General features: G+C 71.0%; 24 protein-coding genes. 9 read left to right on the forward strand and 15 right to left on the reverse strand.

Annotation, left to right across the window (positions count from 1 at the left end; translation table 11 throughout):
• Nucleotides 1-2 precede the first annotated feature (2 nt).
• The 5 genes from sufC to N538_RS0117565 form a co-directional block, all read right to left on the reverse strand.
• Nucleotides 3-761 (reverse strand): Fe-S cluster assembly ATPase SufC, encoded by a 759-nt coding sequence (sufC, locus tag N538_RS0117545; protein ID WP_028638379.1) that lies wholly within the window; start codon nt 759-761, stop codon nt 3-5.
• Nucleotides 758-1,093 (reverse strand): non-heme iron oxygenase ferredoxin subunit, encoded by a 336-nt coding sequence (locus N538_RS0117550; RefSeq protein WP_028638380.1) that lies wholly within the window; start codon nt 1,091-1,093, stop codon nt 758-760. Before N538_RS0117550 ends, sufC begins: the two co-directional genes overlap by 4 nt.
• Nucleotides 1,093-2,274 (reverse strand): Fe-S cluster assembly protein SufD, encoded by a 1,182-nt coding sequence (gene sufD, locus N538_RS0117555; protein WP_036570855.1) that lies wholly within the window; start codon nt 2,272-2,274, stop codon nt 1,093-1,095. The genes N538_RS0117550 and sufD overlap by 1 nt, the downstream gene beginning before the upstream one ends.
• A 144-nt stretch (nt 2,275-2,418) precedes the next feature.
• Complete coding sequence (sufB, locus tag N538_RS0117560) at nt 2,419-3,837, reverse strand: Fe-S cluster assembly protein SufB (protein ID WP_028638382.1); 1,419 nt, start codon at nt 3,835-3,837, stop codon at nt 2,419-2,421.
• On the reverse strand, nt 3,837-4,541 hold the full coding sequence (locus tag N538_RS0117565) for a helix-turn-helix transcriptional regulator (protein WP_028638383.1): 705 nt from the start codon (nt 4,539-4,541) through the stop codon (nt 3,837-3,839). The genes sufB and N538_RS0117565 overlap by 1 nt, the downstream gene beginning before the upstream one ends.
• A 117-nt stretch (nt 4,542-4,658) precedes the next feature.
• Here N538_RS0117565 and N538_RS0117570 point away from each other — a divergent pair, with 117 nt between their 5' ends.
• From N538_RS0117570 to N538_RS26035, 3 genes are read left to right on the forward strand one after another with little or no spacing between them, the layout of a single operon-like run.
• A complete protein-coding gene (locus N538_RS0117570) occupies nt 4,659-5,606 on the forward strand; it encodes an ABC transporter ATP-binding protein (RefSeq protein WP_028638384.1) in 948 nt (315 codons plus the stop codon).
• Entirely contained in the window at nt 5,603-6,367 is a 765-nt protein-coding gene (locus N538_RS0117575) for an ABC transporter permease (RefSeq protein WP_028638385.1), read from the forward strand. The genes N538_RS0117570 and N538_RS0117575 overlap by 4 nt, the downstream gene beginning before the upstream one ends.
• Nucleotides 6,358-7,266 (forward strand): COX15/CtaA family protein, encoded by a 909-nt coding sequence (locus N538_RS26035; RefSeq protein WP_051549382.1) that lies wholly within the window; start codon nt 6,358-6,360, stop codon nt 7,264-7,266. The genes N538_RS0117575 and N538_RS26035 overlap by 10 nt, the downstream gene beginning before the upstream one ends.
• A gap of 114 nt (nt 7,267-7,380) precedes the next feature.
• Here the strand turns inward: N538_RS26035 and N538_RS0117585 are convergent, their stop codons facing one another.
• Entirely contained in the window at nt 7,381-8,409 is a 1,029-nt protein-coding gene (locus tag N538_RS0117585) for a heme o synthase (protein WP_081790540.1), read from the reverse strand.
• A gap of 98 nt (nt 8,410-8,507) precedes the next feature.
• Between N538_RS0117585 and tkt the strand changes: the two genes are divergently transcribed.
• Genes tkt through pgl form a run of 6 tightly spaced genes read left to right on the forward strand, consistent with a single transcriptional unit; the run spans nt 8,508 to nt 16,560 of the window.
• Complete coding sequence (tkt, locus tag N538_RS0117590; RefSeq protein ID WP_231496266.1) at nt 8,508-10,541, forward strand: transketolase; 2,034 nt, start codon at nt 8,508-8,510, stop codon at nt 10,539-10,541.
• A gap of 39 nt (nt 10,542-10,580) precedes the next feature.
• Nucleotides 10,581-11,687 (forward strand): transaldolase, encoded by a 1,107-nt coding sequence (gene tal, locus N538_RS0117595; RefSeq protein ID WP_028638388.1) that lies wholly within the window; start codon nt 10,581-10,583, stop codon nt 11,685-11,687.
• Nucleotides 11,684-13,357: a glucose-6-phosphate isomerase gene (gene pgi, locus N538_RS0117600; protein WP_028638389.1), complete on the forward strand. Its 1,674-nt coding sequence runs from the start codon at nt 11,684-11,686 to the stop codon at nt 13,355-13,357. Before tal ends, pgi begins: the two co-directional genes overlap by 4 nt.
• Nucleotides 13,354-14,892: a glucose-6-phosphate dehydrogenase gene (gene zwf, locus N538_RS0117605; protein WP_197025373.1), complete on the forward strand. Its 1,539-nt coding sequence runs from the start codon at nt 13,354-13,356 to the stop codon at nt 14,890-14,892. The genes pgi and zwf overlap by 4 nt, the downstream gene beginning before the upstream one ends.
• A gap of 34 nt (nt 14,893-14,926) precedes the next feature.
• Nucleotides 14,927-15,838 carry a glucose-6-phosphate dehydrogenase assembly protein OpcA gene (locus tag N538_RS26040; protein ID WP_036570860.1) on the forward strand — a complete coding sequence of 304 codons (912 nt, stop codon included), beginning with the start codon at nt 14,927-14,929 and terminating at the stop codon, nt 15,836-15,838.
• Nucleotides 15,835-16,560: a 6-phosphogluconolactonase gene (gene pgl / locus N538_RS0117615; RefSeq protein ID WP_028638391.1), complete on the forward strand. Its 726-nt coding sequence runs from the start codon at nt 15,835-15,837 to the stop codon at nt 16,558-16,560. The genes N538_RS26040 and pgl overlap by 4 nt, the downstream gene beginning before the upstream one ends.
• A 7-nt stretch (nt 16,561-16,567) precedes the next feature.
• Here the strand turns inward: pgl and N538_RS0117620 are convergent, their stop codons facing one another.
• From N538_RS0117620 to uvrC, 9 genes are all read right to left on the reverse strand, one after another.
• The gene (locus tag N538_RS0117620) at nt 16,568-16,927 is read right to left on the reverse strand and encodes an RNA polymerase-binding protein RbpA (RefSeq protein WP_028638392.1); all 360 of its coding nucleotides are present in this window, start codon (nt 16,925-16,927) and stop codon (nt 16,568-16,570) included.
• Between the two features lie 25 nt (nt 16,928-16,952).
• Nucleotides 16,953-17,183: a preprotein translocase subunit SecG gene (gene secG / locus N538_RS0117625; RefSeq protein WP_028638393.1), complete on the reverse strand. Its 231-nt coding sequence runs from the start codon at nt 17,181-17,183 to the stop codon at nt 16,953-16,955.
• 31 nt (nt 17,184-17,214) lie between these two features.
• On the reverse strand, nt 17,215-18,012 hold the full coding sequence (gene tpiA / locus N538_RS0117630) for a triose-phosphate isomerase (RefSeq protein WP_036570862.1): 798 nt from the start codon (nt 18,010-18,012) through the stop codon (nt 17,215-17,217).
• The gene (locus N538_RS0117635) at nt 18,012-19,211 is read right to left on the reverse strand and encodes a phosphoglycerate kinase (RefSeq protein ID WP_028638395.1); all 1,200 of its coding nucleotides are present in this window, start codon (nt 19,209-19,211) and stop codon (nt 18,012-18,014) included. The genes tpiA and N538_RS0117635 overlap by 1 nt, the downstream gene beginning before the upstream one ends.
• Before the next feature lie 2 nt (nt 19,212-19,213).
• A complete protein-coding gene (gene gap / locus N538_RS0117640) occupies nt 19,214-20,212 on the reverse strand; it encodes a type I glyceraldehyde-3-phosphate dehydrogenase (RefSeq protein ID WP_028638396.1) in 999 nt (332 codons plus the stop codon).
• A gap of 129 nt (nt 20,213-20,341) precedes the next feature.
• Nucleotides 20,342-21,328 (reverse strand): DNA-binding protein WhiA, encoded by a 987-nt coding sequence (whiA, locus tag N538_RS0117645; protein WP_028638397.1) that lies wholly within the window; start codon nt 21,326-21,328, stop codon nt 20,342-20,344.
• A gap of 51 nt (nt 21,329-21,379) precedes the next feature.
• Nucleotides 21,380-22,351, reverse strand: a complete 972-nt coding sequence (locus N538_RS0117650; protein ID WP_028638398.1) for a gluconeogenesis factor YvcK family protein — start codon at nt 22,349-22,351, stop codon at nt 21,380-21,382.
• Nucleotides 22,351-23,235: an RNase adapter RapZ gene (gene rapZ / locus N538_RS0117655; protein ID WP_028638399.1), complete on the reverse strand. Its 885-nt coding sequence runs from the start codon at nt 23,233-23,235 to the stop codon at nt 22,351-22,353. The genes N538_RS0117650 and rapZ overlap by 1 nt, the downstream gene beginning before the upstream one ends.
• Entirely contained in the window at nt 23,235-25,226 is a 1,992-nt protein-coding gene (gene uvrC, locus N538_RS0117660; protein ID WP_028638400.1) for an excinuclease ABC subunit UvrC, read from the reverse strand. The genes rapZ and uvrC overlap by 1 nt, the downstream gene beginning before the upstream one ends.
• Nucleotides 25,227-25,244: the final 18 nt, after the last annotated feature.

A 25,244-nucleotide genomic window follows, 5' to 3' on the forward strand; every position in this document is an offset into this window, starting at 1 on the left:
GCTCAGACCGCCGCCGTGAGGTACTTCTCGTAGCCCTTGGCCTCGAGCTCCTCGGCGAGCTCCGCGCCGCCGGACTCGGCGACCTTGCCGTCGACGAACACGTGCACGAAGTCGGGCTCGATGTAGCGCAGGATCCGGGTGTAGTGCGTGATCAGCAGGACGCCCTTGCCCTCTTGGGCACGGAACCGGTTGACCCCCTCGGACACGACCTTCAGCGCATCGATGTCCAGGCCCGAGTCGGTCTCGTCGAGGATCGCGACCTTCGGGTTCAGCAGCTCGAGCTGGGCGATCTCGTGACGCTTCTTCTCGCCACCGGAGAAGCCCTCGTTGACCGAGCGGGTCCCGAACGTCGGGTCGAGGTTGAGCTGCTGGAGCGCGGTGTTGACGTCCTTGACCCAGGTCCGGAGCTTGGGGGCCTCGCCGTCGAGCGCGGTCTTCGCGGTGCGCAGGAAGTTCGACACCGAGACGCCGGGCACCTCGACGGGGTACTGCATGGCCAGGAACAGCCCGGCCCGTGCGCGCTCGTCGACCGACATCGCGAGGACGTCCTCGCCGTCGAGGGTCACGGTGCCGCCGGTCACGGTGTACTTCGGGTGTCCCGCGATGGAGTAGGCCAGGGTCGACTTGCCCGACCCGTTCGGTCCCATGATCGCGTGGGTCTCGCCGTCCTGGATGGTCAGCGTGACGCCCTTGAGGATCTCCTTGGGACCGTCGTCGGTGCTCACCGACACCTGCAGGTCCTTGATCTCCAGCTTGCTCATGAGGGGGTGACTCCGTTCAGGGTGGTGGTGGTGTCGACGTACACGTCCGCACCGCGGATCTCGACGGCGAACGTCGCGACGGGTTCGGTGGCCGGGAGGCCGGTGGGCTTGCCGGTGCGCAGGTCGAAGCGCGAGCCGTGCAGCCAGCACTCGACCGTGCAGTCCTCGACCTCGCCCTCGCTCAGCGCCACGGCGGCGTGGGAGCAGAGGTCCTGGATCGCGAAGACCTCGTCCTCGTGCCGGGCGATGGCCACGTCGTAGCTACCGACCGTGACGCCGAGCGCCTCGTCGGTGGGTACGTCGCCCAGCGCGCATGCCTTCTCGAAGGCCATCAGTCGAAGTCCTTCAGGACGTTCTTCGCCAGCTCCGCCTCGACGGTCTCGAGCAGCTGGTCCTCGATCGAGGGGATGCCGACCCTGCGGATCAGGTCGTTGAAGAAGCCGTGCACCACGAGGCGCCGCGCCTCCTTCTCCGAGACGCCCCGCGAGCGCAGGTAGAACAGCTGCTCGTCGTCGAACCGCGCGGTCGCGGACGCGTGGCCCGCGCCCTCGATCTCGCCGGTCTCGATCTCGAGGTTCGGCACCGAGTCGGCCTGGCAGCCGTCGGACAGCACCAGGTTGCGGTTCTCCTCGTAGGTCTCGATGCCCTCCGCGACCTTGCGGATCAGCACGTTGCCGATCCAGACCGTGTGCGCGCCCTGACCCTGCAGCGCGCCCTTGTAGAGCACGTGGCTCTTCGTCTTGGGTGCGGTGTGGTCGGCGAACAGACGGTGCTCGAGGTGCTGCCCCTGGTCCGCGAAGTACAGGCCGAGCAGCTCGGCGTCGCCGCCCGGGCCGGCGTACTCGACGTTCGCGTGCATGCGTACGACGTCGCCGCCGAACGAGATCGACGTGTGCTTGACGGTGGCGTCGCGGCCGACCCGGATCGCGTCGCGTCCGAGGTGGACCGCGTCGTCATCCCAGTCCTGGAGCGACAGGACGTTCGCGACCGCACCGTCGCCGACCAGCACGCTGGTGAGCGCGGAGTAGCGCGCGGACCCGGTGTGCACGATCGCAACCGTGGCCCGCGCATGCCGACCGACGCGGATCAGCAGCCGGCTCCAGACCAGGTCGTCGACCGACTCGCCGTGCAGGCGCAGCTCGATGGGCTCGCCGATCTCGGCGTCGGCCGGGACGTCGAGCAGCAGTGCCCCACCGGCGTTCGCGGCGGCGAGCGCGGACGGCCGGTCGTTCGGCGCGAGCTCACCGAGCTCCAGCGCCTGCTCGGCGGTGATCTCGGTGAGCGTGACGCCCTCCGGCAGCGTGGTCGTCCAGGTGAGCCCGGCGTCGGACGCCTCGCCGTCGAGGATCCCGCGCAGCCGCTTGAGCGGCGTGAAGCGCCAGATCTCCTCGCGGCCGTTCGGCAGCGGGTGGTCGGCCAGGTCGTAGGACCCGGGCGGGTTGAGGTGGCTCTCGGTCCTGGGCATCTCCAGGCCGGACGCCACGCTCTCGCGCGCCGTGTCAGTCACAGTCATCTAACTAGGTCTACTTTCTTTGCTACGTGCGGAAGGCCGAAGAACGACTCCCCCGCGAACGAGAGACGGGGGCCCGCGTGGCGGAGCGAAGCGACGACACGCGAGTCCGTGTGGGCCGGCGTGGCGGAGCGAAGCGACGACACGTCAGCCCACAGCCCCCTCCATCTGCAGCTCGATCAGTCGGTTGAGCTCGAGGGCGTACTCCATCGGGAGCTCCTTGGCGATCGGCTCGACGAACCCGCGGACGATCATCGCCATCGCCTCGTCCTGCTCCATGCCGCGCGACATGAGGTAGAAGAGCTGGTCGTCGGAGACCTTCGAGACGCTCGCCTCGTGACCCATGGACACGTCGTCCTCGCGGATGTCGACGTACGGGTAGGTGTCGGAGCGGCTGATCTGGTCGACCAGCAGCGCATCGCAGAGCACGTTGGACTTCGAGCCGTGCGCGCCCTCGTTGACCTGGATCAGGCCGCGGTACGACGTGCGCCCACCGCCCCGCGCCACCGACTTCGACAGGATCGAGGACGAGGTGTGCGGCGCCGCGTGCACCATCTTGGCGCCCGCGTCCTGGTGCTGGCCCTCGCCGGCGAACGCGATGGAGAGCGTCTCACCCTTGGCGTGCTCGCCCATCAGGTAGATGGCGGGGTACTTCATCGTCACCTTGGAGCCGATGTTGCCGTCGACCCACTCCATGGTCGCGCCGGCCTCGCAGGTCGCGCGCTTGGTGACGAGGTTGTAGACGTTGTTGGACCAGTTCTGGATGGTCGTGTAGCGGCACCGGCCGCCCTTCTTCACGATGATCTCCACCACCGCGGAGTGCAGCGAGTCGGAGCTGTAGATCGGCGCCGTGCAGCCCTCGACGTAGTGCACGTAGGCGTCCTCGTCGACGATGATCAGGGTGCGCTCGAACTGGCCCATGTTCTCGGTGTTGATCCGGAAGTAGGCCTGGAGCGGGATGTCGACGTGCACGCCCTTCGGCACGTAGATGAACGAGCCACCCGACCACACCGAGGTGTTCAGCGCGGCGAACTTGTTGTCGCCGACCGGGATGACGGTGCCGAAGTACTCCTTGAAGAGCTCCTCGTGCTCCTTCAGCGCCGTGTCGGTGTCGAGGAACAGGACGCCCTTCTCCTCGAGGTCCTCACGGATCGAGTGGTAGACGACCTCCGACTCGTACTGCGCGGCGACGCCCGCGACGAGGCGCTGCTTCTCCGCCTCCGGGATGCCGAGCTTGTCGTAGGTGTTCTTGATGTCCTCGGGGAGCTCCTCCCACGAGGTCGCCTGCTTCTCGCTCGAGCGGACGAAGTACTTGATGTTGTCGAAGTCGATGCCCGAGAGGTCGGAGCCCCAGTTCGGCATCGGCTTGCGGCCGAAGAGCTTCAGGCCCTTCAGGCGCAGGTCGAGCATCCACTGCGGCTCGCTCTTCTTCCCCGAGATGTCGCGTACGACGTCCTCGTTCAGGCCGCGCTTGGCGTCGGCACCCGCCACGTCGGCGTCCGCCCAGCCGAACTCGTAGCGGCCGATGCCCTGGAGCTCCGGGTTGAGTTCTTCGATCGAGGTCATCAGCTGACCCGCTCCTTCTTCTCGGTGGACTTCTCGGTGGGTGTGCTCGGGATGCAGGTGGTGCAGACCCCGTCGCCGTGGGCGATGGTGGCCAGGCGCTGCACGTGCCGGCCGAGGACCTGGCTGATCGCCTCCGTCTCCGCCTCGCACAGCTGCGGGAACTCGTGGGCGACGTGGGAGACCGGGCAGTGCTGCTGGCACAGCTGCTCCCCCACCGGCAGGTCGCGCACCGACGCGGCGTACCCCTCGTCGGTGAAGATCCGGGCCAGCACCTCGGCCGACCCGAGCTCGGGGTGCTCCGCGCGGACGCCTTCGAACCGCTCCCCGATGAACGCCGCCCGGCGGACCGCGAATTCCCGGACCGCCTGGTCGCCACCGGTCTCGGCGAGGAAGCGGAGCGCCTGGACGGCGAGGTCGTCGTACTGCTGGTCGAAGCCGTCGCGGCCCGCCTCGGTCAGCGCGAACAGCTTGGCGGGACGCCCGCGACCGCGGTGGGCCTGGGTGCGCGGCTCGCGCGCCTCGAGGGACCCGTCGTCAAGCAGCTGGTCGAGGTGCCGGCGTACGGCGGCCGGGGTGAGGTCGAGCCGCTCGGCGAGCGCCGCGGCGGTCGAGGGGCCGTTGACGAGGATCGACCGGACGACGCGCTCACGCGTCGGCTGGTCGTGCCCGGCTCCGCCGCGGGCGGGGACCTCGTCGAATTCCACAACACCAGTGTGCCGTTAATGCGCGAGCCCCTTCAAGGAAGGTCACCCTTACCTCCCGCGGGGTCACTGTCGGGGCGTGACCCGGGCCACAGCGGGCCGCTCCCTACACTGGCGGGCGTGCCCGACGCCTCCCCTGCCGACGCGGCCGTCGCGGTCGACGGCCTGGTCATGCGGTACGGCGACAAGGTGGCCGTCGACGGGCTGTCGCTCACGGTCGGGCGCGGGACGATCACGGCGGTCCTCGGGCCGAACGGTGCCGGCAAGACCACGACGCTCGAGACCTGCGAGGGCTACCGGCGGCCGCAGGGCGGCTCGGTCCGGGTGCTCGGGCTCGACCCCGTGCGCGACCGGCGCGCGCTGCTGCCCCGCATCGGCGTGATGCTCCAGGGCGGTGGCGCGTGGAGCGGCGTGCGGGCGATGGAGATGCTCGACCACGTCGCGCGGCTGCACGCGCACCCGCTCGACACCGCGATGCTGGCCGAGCGGCTCGGGCTCGGCGACTGCGGCCGGACGCCGTACCGCCGGCTCAGCGGCGGCCAGCAGCAGCGGCTCGGGCTCGCGCTGGCGCTCGTGGGCCGCCCCGAGATCGTGTTCGTGGACGAGCCGACGGCCGGGATGGACCCACAGGCCCGGCGGACGACCTGGGAGCTGCTCGAGGAGCTCCGCGCGGACGGTGTCACCGCCGTGCTGACCACGCACTACATGGACGAGGCCGAGCGGCTCGCCGACCACATCCACATCATCGACCGCGGCCGCCTGATCGCGTCGGGGACGCCGCTGGAGCTCACCCGTGGCGGCACGCACGCGACGATCCGGCTCGTGGTGACCCGGCCGTTCCCGCCCGGCTCGCCCGAGTCCCTCCGGGTGGCCCTCGGCGCGGGCACCGAGGTCACCCAGCTCGACGAGCTGAGCCTGCTCGTGACCGGTCCGGCGGACGCCTCGACGCTGGCGAAGGTCTCGCGGTGGTGCGAGGAGAACGACGTGCTGCCCGAAGGGCTCACCCTGGGCCAGCGCAACCTCGAGGACGTGTTCCTCCAGCTGACCGGACGGGAGCTCGCCCCGTGAGCGGCACGTTCACCGCGATGCCCGGCGCCGCGCCGCTGCACCGGCAGGTGCTCGCCCAGGCCCGGATGGAGGCGCGGCTGATGATCCGCAACGGGGAGCAGCTGCTGCTCGCCGTGGTGATCCCGGTGATCGTGCTGATCGGGGGCGTCACCGGGTCCGAGCACCTCGGCATCTCGCTCGAGCACGACCCGATCGACGTGTTCGCCCCCGGCGTGCTCGCGCTGGCGATCATGTCGACGGCGTTCACCTCGCTGGCGATCGCGACCGGCTTCGAGCGGCGGTACGGCGTGATCAAGCGCCTCGGCGCCTCGCCGCTCCCCCGCTCCGGGCTGCTGATGGGCAAGGTCGGCGCGCTCCTGCTGGTCGAGGCCATGCAGGTGGCCGTGATCGCCGCCGTGGCGTTCGCGCTCGGCTGGGACCCCTCGACCGACGTCGTCGGGTTCCTGCTCGCGGTGGTGACCGGGACGGCCGCGTTCGCGTCGCTCGGCCTCTTCCTCTCGGGAGTGCTGCGGGCCGAGGCCACCCTCGCCGCCGCCAACCTCGTCTACCTGCTGCTGCTCGCCGGCGGCGCCGTCGTGCTGCCGATCTCGGCGTACGGCGCGTTCGGCGACGTGGTGCGGTGGCTGCCGTCCGGGGCCCTCGGCAGCGCGATGCGTGCGGCCCTGATCGACGGTGCCACGTCGTGGCGCGACCTCGGGGTGCTCGTGCTCTGGGCCGGCGTCGGAACGACCCTGACGGCGAGGACCTTCAAGTGGGAGTGACGTCCCGGCTCCGACGTCTCGACGAGTGGCTGACCGGGTGGGCCTGGGCGTCCATCGTCGCCAACGCCGTGCTCGTCGTGACCGGTGGCGTGGTCCGCCTCACCGGCTCCGGCCTCGGCTGCCCGACCTGGCCGCGCTGCACCGACGAGTCGTTCACGCCGCACGGCGCGTACAACGTCCACTCCGCGATCGAGTTCGGCAACCGGATGCTGACCTACGTGCTGGTGGCGGTCGCGGTCGGCACGTTCCTCGCCGCGTGGCAGTCCGGCCGCCCGGACCTCCGCAGGCTCGCCCTCGTCATGGCACTGGGCATCCCCGCGCAGGCGGTGATCGGCGGCATCACGGTCCTGACCGACCTCAACCCCTGGGTCGTCTCGCTGCACCTGCTGTGCTCGCTGGCGATCATCGGCGTGGCGATGCTGTTCCTGCACCGCATCACGCGTCCGGCCCCGGCCCAGCGGCCCCGGGGCGCCGTGGTCGGGCTGGCCTGGGCGACGTTCGTCTCCGCCTGGGCGGTCCTGTACGTCGGCACGGTGGTCACCGGCTCCGGGCCGCACGCGGGCGACGCGCACTCGGCGCGCAACGGTCTCTCGCCGCTGCAGATGAGCCAGCTGCACGCAGACCTGGTGTTCCTCTTCGTCGGGCTCACCCTCGGCCTGCTCTTCGCCGTGCTCGCGGGCGGCTACCCGCGCGCCACGCGCAACGCCGTGGTGCTGCTGCTGGTCGTCGAGGTCGCCCAGGGTGCGGTCGGCTTCGTGCAGTACTTCACCGACCTGCCGGTCGTGCTCGTCGGCTTCCACATGCTCGGCGCGGCCCTGGTCTCCGCGACGGTGACGTGGGCGCTGATCCAGGTGCGCGAGCCGCAGGCTGCCCGACAGCCGGCCCGGCAGCCGGCGTAGCGCGGCCGGGACATGGCGACAGCGGCCGCCCGTACCCCCGTGGACGGGACGACCGCCGTCAACACCTCTGACGCAGTGGGACGCGGATCGGTTGCGTCGGGAGCCGAGAAATCTTCAGCGGCTGATGAGCGGGTCGAGCGCGACCGCCACGAAGAGCAGCGAGAGATAGAGGTTCGAGGAGTGGAACAGCCGCATCGGCTGGATCACCGAGAGGTCCTCGGTGCCACGCGCGCGGCCCCACATCCGGTGCGCCTCGAGCAGGAACACCGCGCCCAGCACCGCGGCGGCGACGGGGTAGAACAGCCCGGTGTCGGCGACCGGCCACAGCAGCAGCGAGGTGGCGACCATCAGCCAGCTGTAGACGACGATCTGCCGGCCCACCACGGCGGCAGGCCTGACGACCGGCAGCATCGGCACGTCGACGTTCGCGTAGTCCTCGCGGTAGCGCAACGCCAGCGCCCAGGTGTGCGGCGGCGTCCAGAGGAAGACCACCAGGAACAGCACGACCGGCGTCCACGAGAGCGAGCCGGTGACCGCGGTCCAGCCGATCAGGGTCGGGAAGCAGCCGGCGATGCCGCCCCACACGATGTTCTGCGTCGTCCGCCGCTTCAGCAGCATCGTGTAGCCGAACACGTAGAAGGCGTTGGCGAGCACCGACAGCAGCGCGGACAGCGGGTTGACCCAGACGTAGAGGATCACCGTCGAGGCGATCCCGAGTGCGAAGCCGAACAGGAGCGCGGCCCGCGGGGAGACGATGTGGCGCGGCAGCGCCCGGCGCCGCGTCCTGCGCATCTGCTCGTCGATGTCGCGGTCGTAGACGCAGTTGAACACCGACGCCGAGCCGGCGGAGAACGTGCCGCCGATGACGGTCGCCACGACGAGGCCGAGGTCCGGGACACCGCGAGCGGCGTAGAACATCACCGGGACGGTGGTGAGCAGCAGCAGCTCGATGACCCGAGGCTTCGTCAGCCCGACGTACGCCGCGACCACGTCCTTGAGGCTCGCCCGCTCGTCCGCTGGCTGCCTCGCGGCAGAGGCGGACTGACCGACGTACGTCACGGGGTTCCTCGGAGGGGAATGTGGGCACCGGAATGGTGCTGGGACCGATGGGAGTCTATCGCCCGACGTGAGTAGGCTCGGCATTGGCCGAACCCCCCGAAAGGAACCCTGTGAGCAACACCTCTGCACTCGACTGGACCGACCTCGACGACAAGGCGGTGGACACGGTCCGGGCCCTGTCCATGGACGCGGTGCAGAAGGTCGGCAACGGGCACCCCGGCACCGCGATGAGCCTCGCTCCGGCCGCGTACCTGCTCTTCCAGAAGGTGATGCGGCACAACCCCGCCGACCCGAGCTGGCCCGGCCGCGACCGCTTCGTGCTGTCCGCCGGCCACTCCTCGATCACGCTGTACAACCAGCTGTTCCTCGGCGGCTGGGGCCTCGAGCTCGACGACCTCAAGTCCCTGCGGACCTGGGGCTCGAAGACGCCCGGGCACCCCGAGCACGGCCACACGGCCGGCGTCGAGACGACCACCGGGCCGTTGGGCCAGGGCGTCGGCAACGCGGTCGGCATGGCGATGGCGGCCCGCCGCGAGCGCGGCCTGCTGGACCCTGGGAGCGCCGACGCCGGCTCGGTGTTCGACCACCACATCTACTGCATCTGCTCCGACGGCGACCTCGAGGAGGGCGTGAGCGCCGAGGCCTCGTCGATCGCGGGCGTGCAGCAGCTCGGCAACCTCACCGTCGTCTACGACGCCAACCGGATCTCGATCGAGGGCGACACCAACGTGGCCTTCACCGAGGACGTCGGCAAGCGCTTCGAGGCCTACGGGTGGCACGTCCAGACCGTCGACTGGACCAACGACGGCACCGAGTACGTCGAGGACGTGCCGGCGCTGTACGCCGCGATCCGTGCGGCCGAGGAGGTCACCGACCAGCCCAGCATGATCGTGCTGCGCACGGTGATCGCCTGGCCGGCACCCGACGCCCAGGGCACCGGCAAGTCCCACGGCTCCGCGCTCGGCGAGGACGAGGTGCGGGCCACCAAGGAGATCATGGGCCTGGACCCGGACCAGCACTTCGCGGTGCCGGACGACGTCCTCGCGCACACCCGGTCGCTGATCGAGCGCGGCAAGCAGTGGCAGGCGGAGTGGGAGGTGCAGTTCGAGGGGTGGAAGGCCGCCGCGGACGACGCGACCCTCGCCACCTGGGAGCGCATGCAGACCCGCGCCCTGCCCCCGGAGCTCGACGAGGTGCTGCCCACGTTCGACGCGGACCCGAAGGGCATGGCCACCCGGAAGGCGTCCGGCGCGGTCATCAACGCGGTCGCCGGCGTGATGCCCGAGCTGTGGGGCGGCTCCGCCGACCTGGCCGAGTCGAACAACACCACGATCGAGGACGCTGCGTCGTTCGTCCCGAAGGACCGCTCCACCGACCAGTGGTCCGGCGACCCGTACGCCGGCCGGGTGCTCCACTTCGGCATCCGCGAGCACGGCATGGGCTCGATCCTGAGCGGCATCACGCTGCACGGCGGCACCCGCGTCTTCGGTGGCACGTTCCTGACGTTCTCCGACTACATGCGCGGCTCCGTGCGGCTCGCCGCGCTGATGGGCCTGCCGGTCACCTACGTCTGGACCCACGACTCGATCGGCCTCGGCGAGGACGGCCCGACCCACCAGCCGATCGAGCACCTGGCCGCGCTGCGCGCGATCCCCGGCCTCGACGTGGTCCGGCCTGCCGACGCCAACGAGACGGCCGCCGCGTGGAAGGCCGTCCTCCAGAACACCGACCGTCCCGCCGGCATCGCGCTGACCCGGCAGAACGTCCCGGTCTTCCCGCGCGGCGAGGAGGGGTTCAGCGACACCAGCAACGTGCACCGCGGCGGCTACGTCCTGATCGACGCCGAGGGCGGGGCCCCCGACGTCGTCCTCGTCGGCACCGGGTCCGAGGTCCAGATCGCCGTGGCCGCGCGGGAGCTCCTCGCGGCCGACGGCATCCGGGCCCGCGTGGTCTCGATGCCGTGCCGCGAGTGGTTCGACCGGCAGGACGAGGCGTACCGCGCGACCGTTCTCCCGCCCACCGTCAAGGCGCGCGTCTCGGTCGAGGCCGGGGTCGCGCAGGGCTGGCGGGAGGTCGTGGGCGACCACGGCCGGATCGTGTCCATCGACACCTACGGCGCGTCGGCCGACTTCAAGCGGATCTACGAGGAGTACGGCATGACCGGCGAGGCGGTCGCCAACGCGGCGCGGGACAGCCTGCGCTCGCTGAGCGACTGACCGCCCCCACAGCACCCACACCCGACCTGGGAGGAACCCATGAGCGATCGACTGAAGCAGCTGTCCGAGGCGGGGGTGTCGATCTGGCTCGACGACCTCTCGCGCGAGCGGATCGAGACCGGCAACCTCGCCGAGCTCGTCCAGGAGAAGCAGGTCGTCGGCGTGACGACCAACCCGACGATCTTCGCCGGCGCCATCGCCAACGGTGAGCGCTACGACGAGCAGGTCGCGCAGCTCGTCGACAAGGGCGAGGGCGTCGACCGGGTCGTCTTCGAGCTCACCACCGAGGACGTCCGCAACGCGTGCGACATCATGCGCCCCGTGTACGACGCGGCGCCGTACGACGGGCGCGTGTCGATCGAGGTGGAGCCCCTGCTCGCCAACGACACCGAGGGCACGATCGAGTCCGCGCGGGCGCTGTGGGCCGCGGTCGACCGGCCGAACGCGCTGGTCAAGATCCCCGCGACGCAGGAGGGACTGCCCGCGATCACGGCCGCGACCGCCGAGGGCATCAGCGTCAACATCACCCTGATCTTCGGCGAGCAGCGGTACCGCGAGGTCATGGACGCCTACCTCACGGGCCTCGAGCAGGCCCGCGAGGCCGGGATCGACCTGTCCGGGATCCAGTCCGTCGCGTCGTTCTTCGTGTCCCGCGTGGACACCGAGGTCGACCGGCGGCTGGAGGAGATCGGCTCCGACATCGCTCTGGCCCTGCGGGGCAAGGCCGCCGTCGCCAATGCGCTGGTCGCCTACGGCGCCTTCGAGGAGATCTTCGGCTCGGACCGCTGGCGTGAGCTCGAGGCGGCCGGAGCCAACCGCCAGCGACCCCTCTGGGCGTCGACCGGCGTGAAGAACCCGGACTACGACGACACGATGTACGTCCGCGACCTCGTGGTCGCCGAGACGGTCAACACGATGCCGGAGAAGACCCTCGACGCGTTCGCCGACCACGGGGAGGTCCTCGGTGACCTCGTCACCGGGAAGGCCGGCGAGGGCCGCGCCGTCCTGGACCGGCTCGTCGAGGTCGGCATCGACTGGGAGGACGTCCTCGTGGTCCTCGAGACCGAGGGCGTGGACAAGTTCAAGAAGTCCTGGGACGACCTGCTCGAGACCGTGTCCGGCCAGATGGAGAAGGCCAAGGCGTGACGGGGCCCGTCGACCCGTCGTCGACGGGGGCGTGGGCGCGGCTCGGCGCGCTCGCGGCCGAGTTCGAGCCCGACCTGCGGGGCTGGTTCGAGGCCGACCCCGGGCGGGTCGAGCGGCTGACGTTCACGGCGGCCGACCTGTACGTCGACCTGTCCAAGTCCCTGGTCGACGACCGGGTGCTGGGCGCCCTGCTCGAGCTCGCCGACGAGGTCGGGCTGGCGGACCGCCGCGACGCGATGTTCCGTGGCGACCGGATCAACGTCACCGAGGACCGTGCCGTGCTGCACACCGCTCTGCGGCTCCCCGCCGACGCCGGGCCCGACGAACGACCGAGCGTCGACGGCGAGGACGTGGTCGCCGAGGTCCACGAGGTGCTGGACCGCGTCTACGACTTCGCGGACCGGGTCCGCAGCGGCGCCTGGACGGGCGTCACGGGCGAGCGGATCCGGACCGTCGTCAACATCGGGATCGGTGGCTCCGACCTGGGTCCGGTGATGGCGTACGAGGCGCTGGCGCCGTACCGCCAGGACGGCCTCGAGTGCAGGTTCATCAGCAACATCGACCCGACCGACGCGGCGACGACGCTGGCCGGGCTGGACCCGGCGAGCACGCTGTTCATCGTGTCGAGCAAGACGTTCGGGACGCTCGAGACGCTCACCAATGCGCGCCTGTGCAGGGCCTGGCTGCTCGACGGGCTGTCGGACCAGGACAAGACCGAGGCCGTCGCGCGGCACTTCGTCGCGGTGTCGACCGCGCTGGACAAGGTCGCGGAGTTCGGCATCGACACCGACAACGCGTTCGGCTTCTGGGACTGGGTCGGGGGCCGCTACTCGATGGACTCCGCGATCGGGTTGTCGCTGGTCGTCGCGATCGGGCCGGAGCGGTTCGCGGAGATGTTGGGCGGGTTCCACGCGATGGACGAGCACTTCCGCCGTACCGACCTCGCGCACAACGTGCCGGCGCTGATGGGCCTGCTGAACGTCTGGTACACCAACTTCCTGGGCGCCGGGACGCACGCGGTGCTCCCCTACGCCCAGCTGCTGCACCGCTTCCCGGCGTACCTCCAGCAGCTCACGATGGAGTCCAACGGCAAGGGCGTGCGCTGGGACGGCTCGCCGGTGTCCACCGACACCGGCGAGGTGTTCTGGGGCGAGCCCGGCACCAACGGTCAGCACGCGTTCTACCAGCTCATCCACCAGGGCACCCGGCTGGTCCCGGCCGACTTCATCGCTTTCGTGAACCCGGCCTACCCGCTCCAGGACACCGTCGACGGGCACAGCACCGACGTGCACCAGCTGTTCCTGGCGAACTTCCTGGCGCAGACCCGCGCGCTGGCGTTCGGGAAGACCGCGGAGGAGGTGCGCGCGGAGGGGACGGCCGAGGCCGTCGTACCGGCGCGGGTGTTCCCGGGCAACCGGCCGACCGCCTCGATCATGGCGCCGGCACTGACGCCGTCGGTGCTGGGCCAGCTGGTGGCGCTGTACGAGCACATCACGTTCACCCAGGGCGCGGTGTGGGGCATCGACTCCTTCGACCAGTGGGGCGTCGAGCTCGGGAAGCAGCTCGCCCAGCAGGTCGCCGCCGCGGTCGCCGGCGACACCGCCGCCGCCGGCGAACAGGACGCGTCCACGCAGCAGTTGCTCGGCTACTACTGGAGGCACCGGCAGTGACCCACACGAACCCGCTCCGCGATCCGCGCGACCGACGCCTCCCCCGCATCGCGGGACCGTGCGGCATGGTCCTGTTCGGGGTCACGGGCGACCTGTCCCGCAAGAAGATCATGCCCGCGATCTACGACCTGGCGAACCGTGGCCTGCTGCCGCCGGGCTTCAGCCTGGTCGGGTTCGCACGGCGCGACTGGGCCGATCAGGACTTCGCCCAGATCGTCCACGACTCGGTGAAGGCGCACGCGCGCACCGAGTTCCGCGAGGAGGTCTGGAAGCAGCTCGCGGAGGGCTTCCGCTTCGTGTCGGGCGACTTCGACGACGATCACGCCTTCGAGCACCTGCGCCGCACCATCGACGAGCTCGACGAGCTGCGAGGCACCCGCGGCAACCACGCGTTCTACCTCGCCATCCCGCCCGGGTTCTTCGGCAACGTGGTCGGCCAGCTCAAGGAGCACGACCTGGCCGTGGGACGCGGCGACTCCTGGCGCCGGGTGGTGATCGAGAAGCCGTTCGGCCACGACCTCCGGTCCGCCCGCGAGCTCCAGGCGGTGCTGGGCGACGTCTTCCCGTCCGGCTCGATCTTCCGGATCGACCACTACCTCGGGAAGGAGACGGTGCAGAACATCCTCGCGATGCGCTTCGCGAACGAGATGTTCGAGCCGATCTGGAACGCGAACTACGTCGACCACGTGCAGATCACCATGGCCGAGGACATCGGCATCGGCGGCCGCGCCGGCTACTACGACGGCATCGGCGCCGCCCGGGACGTGATCCAGAACCATCTCCTGCAGCTGCTCTCGCTGGTCGCGATGGAGGAGCCGACGTCGTTCGACGCCGACAGCCTGCGGATCGAGAAGCAGAAGGTGCTCTCCAGCATCACCCTCCCCCGCCGGCTCGACCTGACCACGGCGCGGGGGCAGTACGCCGATGGCTGGGCCGGCGGCGAGAAGGTGATCGGGTTCCTGGAGGAGGAGGGCATCAAGCGCACCTCCACGACCGAGACGTTCGCGGCCGTGAAGCTCAACGTGGAGACCCGTCGCTGGGGCGGCGTCCCGTTCTACCTCCGGACCGGGAAGCGGCTCGGCCGTCGGGTCACCGAGGTGGCGGTCGTGTTCAAGCGGGCGCCGCACCTGCCGTTCGCCGACGCCGCCATCGAGGAGCTCGGCCAGAACGCCCTGGTGATCCGCATCCAGCCCGACGAGGGCGTCACCCTCCGGTTCGGCTCGAAGGTGCCGGGCACCGCGATGGAGATCCGCGACGTCAACATGGACTTCGTGTACGGCGGCGCGTTCACCGAGTCCTCCCCGGAGGCGTACGAGCGACTGATCCTCGACGTCCTCCTCGGCGACCCGCCGCTGTTCCCCCGGCACGAGGAGGTCGAGCTGTCCTGGAAGATCCTGGACCCGATCCTCGAGCACTGGGCGAAGCAGGACGAGAGCGGCAAGGGCAAGCCCGAGCCGTACGAGTCGGGCACCTGGGGCCCGGCGTCGGCGGAGACGATGCTCGCCCGCGACGGACGGACCTGGAGGCGACCCTGATGAGTTCACGCCACATCTCCGAGGGGACCCCGACATGATCGAGCTGATCAACACGAACTCGTCCCAGATCGCGGCGGAGCTGCAGCGCGCGCGGGTGCGCGCCGGCAGCCCGGCGATGGGGATGGTGATGACGCTGGTGATCGTCGTCGACGAGGACGACGCCGAGGGAGCGATGCTGGCGGCGCGGGCCGCGTCGCACGAGCACCCGGCGCGCGTCCTGGGGGTGATCCTCGGCGATGCCCGGGGCGCCTCCGAGATCATCGCGCAGGTCGGGACCGGCTCCGGGTGGACCGGCGAGACGGCCCTGATCCGGCTCAAGGGCGAGGTCGTGAAGCACTCGGAGTCCGTGGTGCTCCCGCTGCTGCTTCCCGACTCGCCGGTCGCGGTCTGGTGGCCCAACCACCCGCCGGACGACCCGGCGAACGACGCCCTGGGCAGGCTCGCGCAGCGGCGGATCACCGACGCGGCGGCCGCCTCCCGCGGCAAGACCAGGGCGATGCTGCAGCAGTGCTCGGCGTACACCGTGGGCAACACCGACCTCGCGTGGACGCGGATCACCTCCTGGCGCGCGCTGCTGGCGGCGGCGCTGGACCAGCAGCCGCTCAAGGTCACGCACGGGTCGGTCACCGCGGAGCGGATCAGCCCCAGCGCCGACCTGCTGACCGCGTGGCTCGCCGACCGGCTGAAGATCACCGTCGACCGCAAGAACTCCGCCGGCCCCGGGATCACCGAGGTGGTGCTCGAGACCAACGAGGGCCCGATCCGGATCAGCCGGACAGACGGCAAGCTGGCGACGTTCTCCTCCCCGGACCGCCCCGACCGACCGGTCGCCCTGAAGCGCCGTGACCTGCCCGAGCTGCTCGCCGAGGAGCTCCGCCGGCTCGACGAGGACGACGTGTACGCCGAGACCGCCCGCGCCCTGCTGAAGCTGGAGGCGAAGAAGTGACGGCGACCCCCCGGATCGAGGTCCACCCCGACGCGACCACGCTCGCGACCGCCGTCGCCGGCGAGCTGCTGAGCCGGGTCGGCGACGCCCAGGCCGCGGGCGGCGTGCCGCAGATCGCGCTGACCGGTGGCACCATCGCCGAGGAGATCCACCGCGAGATCGCCCGGCTGTCGCCGGCGTCCGAGGTGGACTGGTCGCAGGTCGTGGTCTGGTGGGGCGACGAGCGCTTCGTGGCCCCCGACTCCCCCGACCGCAACGCGCGCCAGGCCCGCGAGGCGTTCCTCGACGCGGTCGGGGCCGACCCGGCGAAGGTGCACGAGATGCCGTCGACGGCCGATGCCGCCGACGTCGACGCCGGCGCCGCGTCGTACGCCGCGGAGCTCCGGGAGCACGGCTCCGGTGCCTTCGAGGTCGTCATGCTCGGGATCGGTCCGGACGGCCACGTCGCGTCGTTGTTCCCCGGCTTCCCGCAGCTCGACTCGACCGACATCGCGGTCGGCGTGACCGGCTCCCCGAAGCCGCCCCCGGAGCGGATCAGCCTCACCTTCGCGCCGCTGAACCGGGCGCGGTCGGCGTGGTTCCTGGTCAGCGGCGAGGGCAAGGCCGCCGCCGTGGCCGCCGCCCTCGGCGGCGCCGACCCCCACGACACGCCCGCCGCCGGCGTCACCGGCCTCGAGGAGACGATCTGGTTCCTCGACCGGGCCGCCGCGTCCCAGCTCTGACGTCGGGCTAGAAGATGATGTCGCCGGACTTGCGGCGGGAGCGCAGGAGCGCGAGCGCCTCGTCGAGGATGTCGGCCGCCTCCTTGTCGGAGCGCCGCTCCTTCACGTAGGCGAGGTGCGTCTTGTAGGGCTCGATCTTCGGCGCGGGAGGCGGGTTCTCGGAGTCGAGGCTCGCCGGCAGGCCGCACTTGGGGCAGTCCCACGTGTCCGGCACCTGGGCCTCGATCGAGAACGTCACCACCGAGCGGTGCTCGTTCGCACAGAAGTACGTCACGGGCTGCCGCGGGGCGGCCTCGCCGCGCTCTGCCTCGCCCATCGGGCCGGCCCCCACCCGGCTCCCGCGAATAGCGTTTCCTCCACCAGCCACGGAACGGTTCCCTTCTCAGAAAAAGTCAGTACGCCAGCAGGAGCCCGAGGGCGATGACGCAGGCAAACCAGATGACGCCGACCCCGACGGTGAGGCGGTCGAGGTTGCGCTCCGCGACGGAAGATCCGCCGAGTGAGCTCGAGACGCCACCGCCGAACATGTCCGAGAGGCCGCCCCCACGACCCTTGTGCAGGAGCACGAGCAGGATCATGACGGCGCTGGCGATCATCAGCACGATGGTGAAGAGCAGTTGCACAGTCGAGAATCCTACGTCAGAGGGTCGGCGATCAGATGATCGGCATGTCGTAGAAGCGGCAGATCGCCCCGAACTCGTCCGCCTGGAGGCTCGATCCGCCCACCAGACAGCCGTCCACGTCGGCCTGCGCCATGATGCCGCCGACGTTGTTCGCCTTGACCGAGCCGCCGTACAGGATGCGTACGCCGTCCGCGGCGGCGTCGCCGTGCGCCTCGCGGATCCGGTCCCGGAGCGCCGCGCAGACCTCCTGCGCGTCCTCCGGGGTCGCCACCTCGCCGGTGCCGATCGCCCAGACCGGCTCGTACGCGACGACCAGCCCCGCGATCTGCTCGGCCGTGAAGGCCGCCAGCGACCCGTCGACCTGGTTGAGGCAGTGCCCGACGTGCTCACCCGCCTGCCGGATCTGCAGCCCCTCGCCTACGCACACGATCGGCGTCATGCCCGCGGCGAGCGCCCGCTGCGCCTTGGCACTGACCAGCTGGTCGGACTCGCCGTGGTACTCGCGGCGCTCGCTGTGCCCCACCACGACGTACGAGCAGCCGAGCTTGGCCAGCATGCCGGCGGAGATCTCCCCGGTGTACGCCCCGCCCTCGTGCTGCGAGACGTCCTGGGCGGCGTACCGCACCAGCAGCCGGTCGCCGTCGACCAGCGTCTGCACGGACCGCAGGTCGGTGTAGGGCGGCACCACGACGACCTCGCACCGCGCGTAGTCGTGCTTCTTGTCCGCGAGTGTCCAGGCGAGCTTCTGGACGAGGACCACGGCTTCCTGGTGGTTCAGGTTCATCTTCCAGTTCCCCGCCATCAGCGGGGTGCGGGATGCAGACGCCATCAGTCCTCCAAGACCTTGATGCCGGGCAGCTCCTTGCCCTCGAGGTACTCCAGGCTCGCACCGCCACCGGTCGAGATGTGGCCGAAGGCCGCCTCATCGAAGCCGAGGGTGCGTACGGCGGCCGCGGAGTCGCCGCCGCCGACCACGGAGAGGCCGTCTGTCTTCGTGAGCGCCTGGGCGACCGCTCGGGTCCCCTCGGCGAACACACCCACCTCGAAGACGCCCATGGGGCCGTTCCAGAACACGGTGCGGGCGTCTGCGAGCGCGGCGGCGAACGCCGCTCCGGACGCGGGTCCGATGTCGAGGCCGAGCGCGTCCGGCGGGATGGCGTCCGCGGCGACGACGCGCGGATGCGGCTCCCGGTCACCGGACGGGAACTCGGTGTCCACGACGATGTCGGTCGGCAGCAGGATCTCCACGCCGCACTCGGCCGCCCGCTCCAGGTAGGACCGGCAGGTGTCGAGCTGGTCCTCCTCGAGGAGGCTCTTGCCGACCTCGTGGCCCTGGGCCTTGAGGAACGTGAAGACCATGCCGCCCCCGATCAGCAGCCGGTCGGCCTTGCCGAGCAGGTTGTCGATCACCCCGAGCTTGTCGGAGACCTTCGAGCCGCCGAGCACGACGACGTACGGACGCTCCGGCTCCTCGGTGAGCCGGCGCAGGACGCCGATCTCGGTGGCGACCAGCTGTCCCATCGCGTGCGGCAGCCGCTGCGCGACGTCGTACACGGAGGCCTGCTTGCGGTGCACGACGCCGAAGCCGTCGGACACGAACGCGTCGGCGAGCTCCGCGAGCTGGTCGGCGAAGGCGCCGCGCTCCCGCTCGTCCTTGCTCGTCTCCCCGGCGTTGAACCGCACGTTCTCGAGCACCGCGACCTGGCCGTCGGACAGGCCGGCGACGGTCTCGCGGGCGCTGTCGCCCACGGTGTCGGTCGCGAACGCGACCTCGGACCCGAGCAGCTCTCCCAGACGCTCGGCGACCGGGCGCAGCGAGTAGCGCTCGTCCGGCGCACCCTTCGGGCGGCCGAGGTGGGCGACGACCACGACCCGGGCACCCGCGTCCGCGAGCTCCCGGATGGTCGGGACGCTCGCGCGCACCCGACCGTCGTCGGTGATGCGGGTGCCGTCGAGCGGCACGTTCAGGTCCGAGCGGACGAGGACGCGCTTGCCCGCCACGTCCCCCAGGGAGGAGTACCGACCCACGGTCAGAGGGTCTCGCCGACGTACGCGATCAGGTCCGCGAGCCGGTTGGAGTAGCCCCACTCGTTGTCGTACCAGCCGAGCACCTTGACCTGGTTGCCGATCACCTTGGTCAGCGGCGCGTCGAAGATGCAGGACGCCGGGTCGGTCACGATGTCGGTCGAGACCAGCGGGTCGGTGGAGTACCGGAGGTACTTGCCGTCGGCCGCGGCCCTGACGATCTCGTTGATCTCCTCGACGGAGGTCTCGCGAGCGGCCTCGAACGACAGGTCGGTCGCCGAGCCGGTCGGGACCGGGACGCGCATGGCGTAGCCGTCGAGCTTGCCCTTGAGCTCGGGGATCACCAGGCCGATCGCCTTCGCGGCGCCGGTCGAGGTCGGGACCAGGTTGAGCGCGGCGGCGCGGGCGCGGCGCGGGTCCTTGTGGATGTTGTCCTGGAGGTTCTGGTCCGCGGTGTAGGCGTGGATCGTCGTCATCAGGCCCTTGTTGATGCCGATGCCGTCGTGCAGCGCCTTGGCCATCGGGGCCAGGCAGTTGGTGGTGCAGGAGGCGTTGGAGATGACGGTGTGCGCGGCCGGGTCGTACGTCGCGTGGTTGACGCCCATGACCACCGTGACGTCGTCGTTGGACGCCGGCGCGGAGATGATGACCTTCTTCGCCCCGCCGTTGTCGACGTGGGCGCGCGCCTTGGTCGCGTCGGTGAAGAAGCCGGTCGACTCCACGACGACGTCGACGCCGACGTCGGCCCACTTCAGATTGGCCGGGTCGCGCTCGGCGAACGTCTTCACGACCTGGTCGCCGACCCGGATCTCGTCCTCGGTGGCGGTCACGTCGGCGTCCAGGCGGCCGAGGATCGAGTCGAACTTCAGCAGCGGGGCCAGGGCCGTGTTGGACGTCAGGTCGTTGACGGCCACGATCTCGATGTCCAGGCCGGAGGCCCGGACGGCACGGAAGAAGTTGCGGCCGATCCGGCCGAACCCGTTGATACCTACACGAACAGTCACTGGTTGCTCCTGCTTGTCGTTCAGGGCGTGCAAGGGGACGTCACGACCCTATCGCTTGGGGGGATGCGCCCAGACTGCCGTCCCGGCGTACGTGCCGGTAACGAGCGGAGGTCCCGGACCGAGGGGACCTCAGGCCTCGTCCGCGAGCATGTCCGGGGTCAGCGACGCCTCGGTGTCGGGGATGCCGAGATCTTCGGCGCGCTTGTCCGCCATCGCCAGCAGCCGGCGGATCCGGCCCGCGATCGCGTCCTTGGTCAGCACCGGGTCGTGCAGCTGGCCGAGCTCCTCCAGCGAGGCCTGCTTGTGCTCGAGGCGCAGCTCGCCGGCCATCTTCAGGTGGTCCGGGACCTCGTCGCCGAGGATCTCCATGGCGCGGCCGACCCGCGCGCCGGCGGCCACCGCGGCCCGCGCAGATCGGCGCAGGTTGGCGTCGTCGAAGTTCGCGAGCCGGTTGGCCGTGGCCCGCACCTCGCGGCGCATCCGGCGCTCCTCCCAGGCCATCAGCGACTCGTGGGCGCCGAGCCGGGTGAGCAGCTGCCCGATCGCGTCGCCGTCGCGGATGACGACCCGGTCGACGCCACGGACCTCGCGGGCCTTCGCGTGGATGCCGAGCCGCCGGGCGACTCCGACCAGGGCCAGCGCGGCCTCCGGACCCGGGCAGGTCACCTCCAGCGCCGACGAGCGGCCCGGCTCGGTGAGCGAGCCGTGCGCCAGGAACGCGCCGCGCCAGGCGGCGACGGCGTCACAGCCACCCCCGGAGACGACCGCGGGCGGCAGGCCGCGCACGGGCCGACCGCGCTGATCGAGCAGCCCGGTCTGCCGGGCGAGCGCCTCGCCGTCCTTGACCACGCGGACGATGTAGCGGCTGCCCTTGCGGATCCCGTTGCCCTGCACCATGACCACGTCCGACTGGTGGCCGTAGACCTCGGCGATGTTGGTGCGCAGCCGTCGTGCCGACGCGCCGGTGTCGAACTCCGCCTCCACCACGATCTTGCCGCTCACGATGTGCAGGCCCCCGGCGAAGCGCAGCATCGAGGCCACCTCGGCCTTGCGGCAGCACGTCTTGGTGATCTGGGTGTTGGCCAGCTCCGCCTTCACCTGTGCCGTCATCGCCATGAGTGCGATCCTTTCACGCCCGTCAACGACCCTCCGCCCGTGGATCAGGGGTCAGCGACCGCCCATGATGGAGGAGTACGCCGCGGCCAGCTTCGCGGGGTCGTGCCGGGCAGTCCCGTCGTCGCGCGCGAGGTCGGCGACGACGAGCTGGGCGCCGGTCGCGCGCACCACGTGCTCGAGCTCGGCCAACCCGTCGCCGGCGTGCCGGGCATCGGCCAGCACGGTGTGGACGGCCAGCTCGGGTGCGTGCTCGGCGAGGACGGCGAGGTGGTCCGCGGCGTCGAAGCCCGGCGTCTCGCCCGCCTGCTCGTCGAGGTTCAGCGTGAGGACCACCCGCGCGTCGCTGCCGACGATCGCCTCGCACAGCGCCGGCACCATCAGGTGCGGGATCACCGACGTGAACCAGGAGCCCGGGCCCAGGACCACCCAGTCCGCGGCGTCCACGGCGGCGATCGCCTCCGGGCACGGTGTCGGGTCGGGCGGATCCAGGGCGATCGACGCGATCACGCCGTCCGTGGTGGCCACCTGGACCTGTCCCCGCACGACGGTCAGCCGGTCCGGCTCCGTCGCGTCGAGCCCCCGCACCTCGGCGGTGATGTCGAGCGGGGTGAGTGCCATCGGCAGCACCCGCCCGGAGGTACCGAGCAGCTTGCCCACCCAGTCCAGGGCGGCGACCGGGTCGCCCAGCTGCTCCCAGAGGCCCACGATCAGCAGGTTGCCGATCACGTGACCGCGCATCTCCCCCTGGCCCGCGAACCGGTGCTGCAGGACCCGGGCCCAGGTGTCGCCCCACTGGTGGTCGCCGCACAGCGCGGCCAACGCCATCCGCAGATCGCCCGGCGGCAGCACCCCGAACTCCGCGCGCAGCCGGCCCGACGAGCCGCCGTTGTCGGCGACGGTCACGACCGCAGTGAGGTCGTCGACCACCAGGTCGTCGACGAGCATCCGGAGCGCGTGCAGGGTCGCGGACAGGCCGTGGCCGCCTCCGAACGCGACGACCGCCTGCGCACGGTCGTGGGCCATCACTCGCGCCCGAGATCGCGGTGGCTGGCCCGCGTCTCGTAGCCCGAGGCGTTCAGGCGGCGGGTGATCTCCTCGGTCATCGCGACGCTGCGGTGCTTGCCGCCGGTGCACCCGATGGCGACGGTCATGAACCGCTTGCCCTCGCGGAGGTAGCCCCCGGCGACGCCCTCGAGGACGGGGACGTAGGCGTCGAGGAACTCCGCGGCACCCGGTTGGGTCAGCACGTAGTCGGAGACCGCCTTGTCCTTGCCGGTGCCGGCCCGGAGCTCGGGGAGCCAATGCGGGTTGGGCAGGAACCGCATGTCGGCCACGAAGTCCGAGTCGACGGGGATGCCGTACTTGAAGCCGAAGCTGATCACCGTGACCTTGAGCCGCGTCGCGTCCGGGCTGCCGAACGCCTCCGCGATCCGCTCGGTGAGCTGGTGGACGTTGAGGCTGGTGGTGTCGATGACGAGGTCCGCGTCGCTGCGCAGGTCGGCGAGCACGTTGCGCTCGCGCTGCAGGCCGTCGAGCAGCCGGCCCGCGCCCTGGAGGGGGTGTGGGCGGCGCGCGGCCTCCTGCCGGCGCACCAGCACGTCGTCACCGGCCTCGAGGAAGACCAGGGTGGCGTGCCGGCCGGTGGCGCCCTGCGCGAGGTTCGCCTGCAGGGACTGGAAGAACGAGCCCGACCGCACGTCGACCACGACCGCGATCGGCTGCTCGGTGCCACGACTCTCGTCGACGAGCCGGACCACCTCGCGGAGCAGGCTCGGCGGCATGTTGTCGACGACGTAGTAGCCCAGGTCCTCGAGCTCCTTCGCGGCCGTGCTGCGACCGGCGCCGGTCATGCCGGTGACGACGACCAGCTCGCCGTGGCGGGGCTGGGGGTGGTCCGCTTCCGACATCAGGACTCCTCGATCTCGCCGGTGGCCGTGTTCACGCTGACGCCAGTCTTGCCGCTGGCGTGGGCGACCGCATCCTTGATCGCACCGGCGGTGCGGGGACCGATCCCCGGGACCACGGCGATGTCGTCGGCCGAGGCCTCGCGCAGCTTCTTCAGCGAGCCGAAGTGCTTGAGCAGCGTCTTGCGGCGTACCTCGCCCAGGCCGGGTACGTCGTCGAGGACGCTCTCGACCATCGACTTCGACCGCCGGGACCGGTGGTGGGTGATCGCGAACCGGTGCGCCTCGTCACGCACCCGCTGGAGCAGGTAGAGCCCCTCGCTGGATCGCGGCAGGATCACCGGGTCCTCCTGGCCCGGGAGCCAGACCTCCTCGAGACGCTTGGCCAGGCCGCAGACCGGGATGTCGACGACGCCGAGCTCCTCCAGCGCACGCTGCGCGGCCGCCACCTGCGGCGGGCCGCCGTCGACGACCACCAGGCCCGGCGCGTAGGCGAACTTCCGCGGACGGCCGGTCTCGGGATCGACCAGCATCGGGCCGTTCTCGGTGATCTTCTCCGTCGAGGTCGCCTGCTCGTCCAGGAGCCGCCTGAACCGGCGGGTGATCACCTCGTCCATCGAGGCGACGTCGTTCTGCCCGTCGACGCCGCGGATCACGAACCGGCGGTACTCCCCCTTGCGCGGCAGACCGTCCTCGAAGACCACCATCGACGCGACGACCTCGGTGCCCTGGAGGTTCGAGACGTCGTAGCACTCGATCCGCAGCGGGACCTCGTCCAGGCCGAGTGCCTCCTGGATCTCCTCGAGCGCGCGGTTGCGGGTGGTCAGGTCGCTGGCTCGCCGGGTCTTGTGCAGGGCGAGCGCCTGTCCGGCGTTCTGCGCCACCGTCTCCTGGAGCGCCTTCTTGTCGCCGCGCTGCGGGATCCGGATCGCGACCTTCGACCCGCGCAGGTCGCTGAGCAGCTGTTCGTACGTCGCGTGGTCGGGCGGGAGCGCCGGCACCAGGATCTCGCGCGGGATCTCGTCGGGGCCGGCGCCGGCGTACAGCTGGAGCAGGAAGTCGTCGACCAGCTTCGCGGTGTCGCCCTCGTCGACGCGGTCGGCGACCCAGCCGCGCTGGCCGCGGATCCGGCCGCCGCGCACGTAGAAGATCTGCACCGCGACCTCGAGCGGGTCCTCGGCGAGCGCGATGACGTCGGCGTCGGTGCCGTCGCCCAGCACGACGGCCTGCTTCTCCAGCGCCTTGTGGAGCGCGCCCAGGTCGTCACGCAGCCGTGCGGCCTTCTCGAAGTCGAGGGCGTCGCTCGCGGCGTACATCTCCTTCTCGATGCGGCGCACGAACGCCGTGGTCTGACCCGCCATGAAGTCACAGAAGTCGTCGACGATCGCCCGGTGCTCCTCGGCGGTCACGTTGCCGACACAGGGCGCCGAGCACTTGTCGATGTAGCCCAGCAGGCAGGGCCGGCCGATCTGGGAGGACCGCTTGAACACCCCGTTGCTGCACGAGCGCATCGGGAACACCCGCAGCAGCAGGTCGACGGTCTCGCGGATCGCCCAGGCGTGGCTGTACGGGCCGAAGTAGCGGGTGCCCTTCCGCTTCGCGCCGCGGCCCACCATCACCCGCGGGAACTCCTCGCCCACGGTGACCGCCAGCCACGGGTAGGACTTGTCGTCGCGGTACTTGACGTTGAAACGGGGGTCGAACTCCTTGATCCAGGAGTACTCCAGCTGAAGCGCCTCGACCTCGGTCTTGACGACCGTCCACTCCACGCTCGCTGCCGTGGTGACCATCGTCGCGGTGCGGGCGTGCAGGTTGCCGATGTCCTGGAAGTACGACGACAGCCGGGCGCGCAGGTTCTTCGCCTTGCCGACGTAGATCACGCGGCCCTTGGGGTCCCGGAACCGGTAGACCCCCGGCTGGGTCGGGATCGACCCGGGCTCGGGCCGGTAGGACTGCGGGCCTCGAGTGGGGCGAGACGGTGGAACGGGAGGCACCCCCCAACCCTACGGGCG

Source organism: Nocardioides sp. URHA0032 (assembly GCF_000620645.1).
Classification (GTDB): domain Bacteria; phylum Actinomycetota; class Actinomycetes; order Propionibacteriales; family Nocardioidaceae; genus Nocardioides.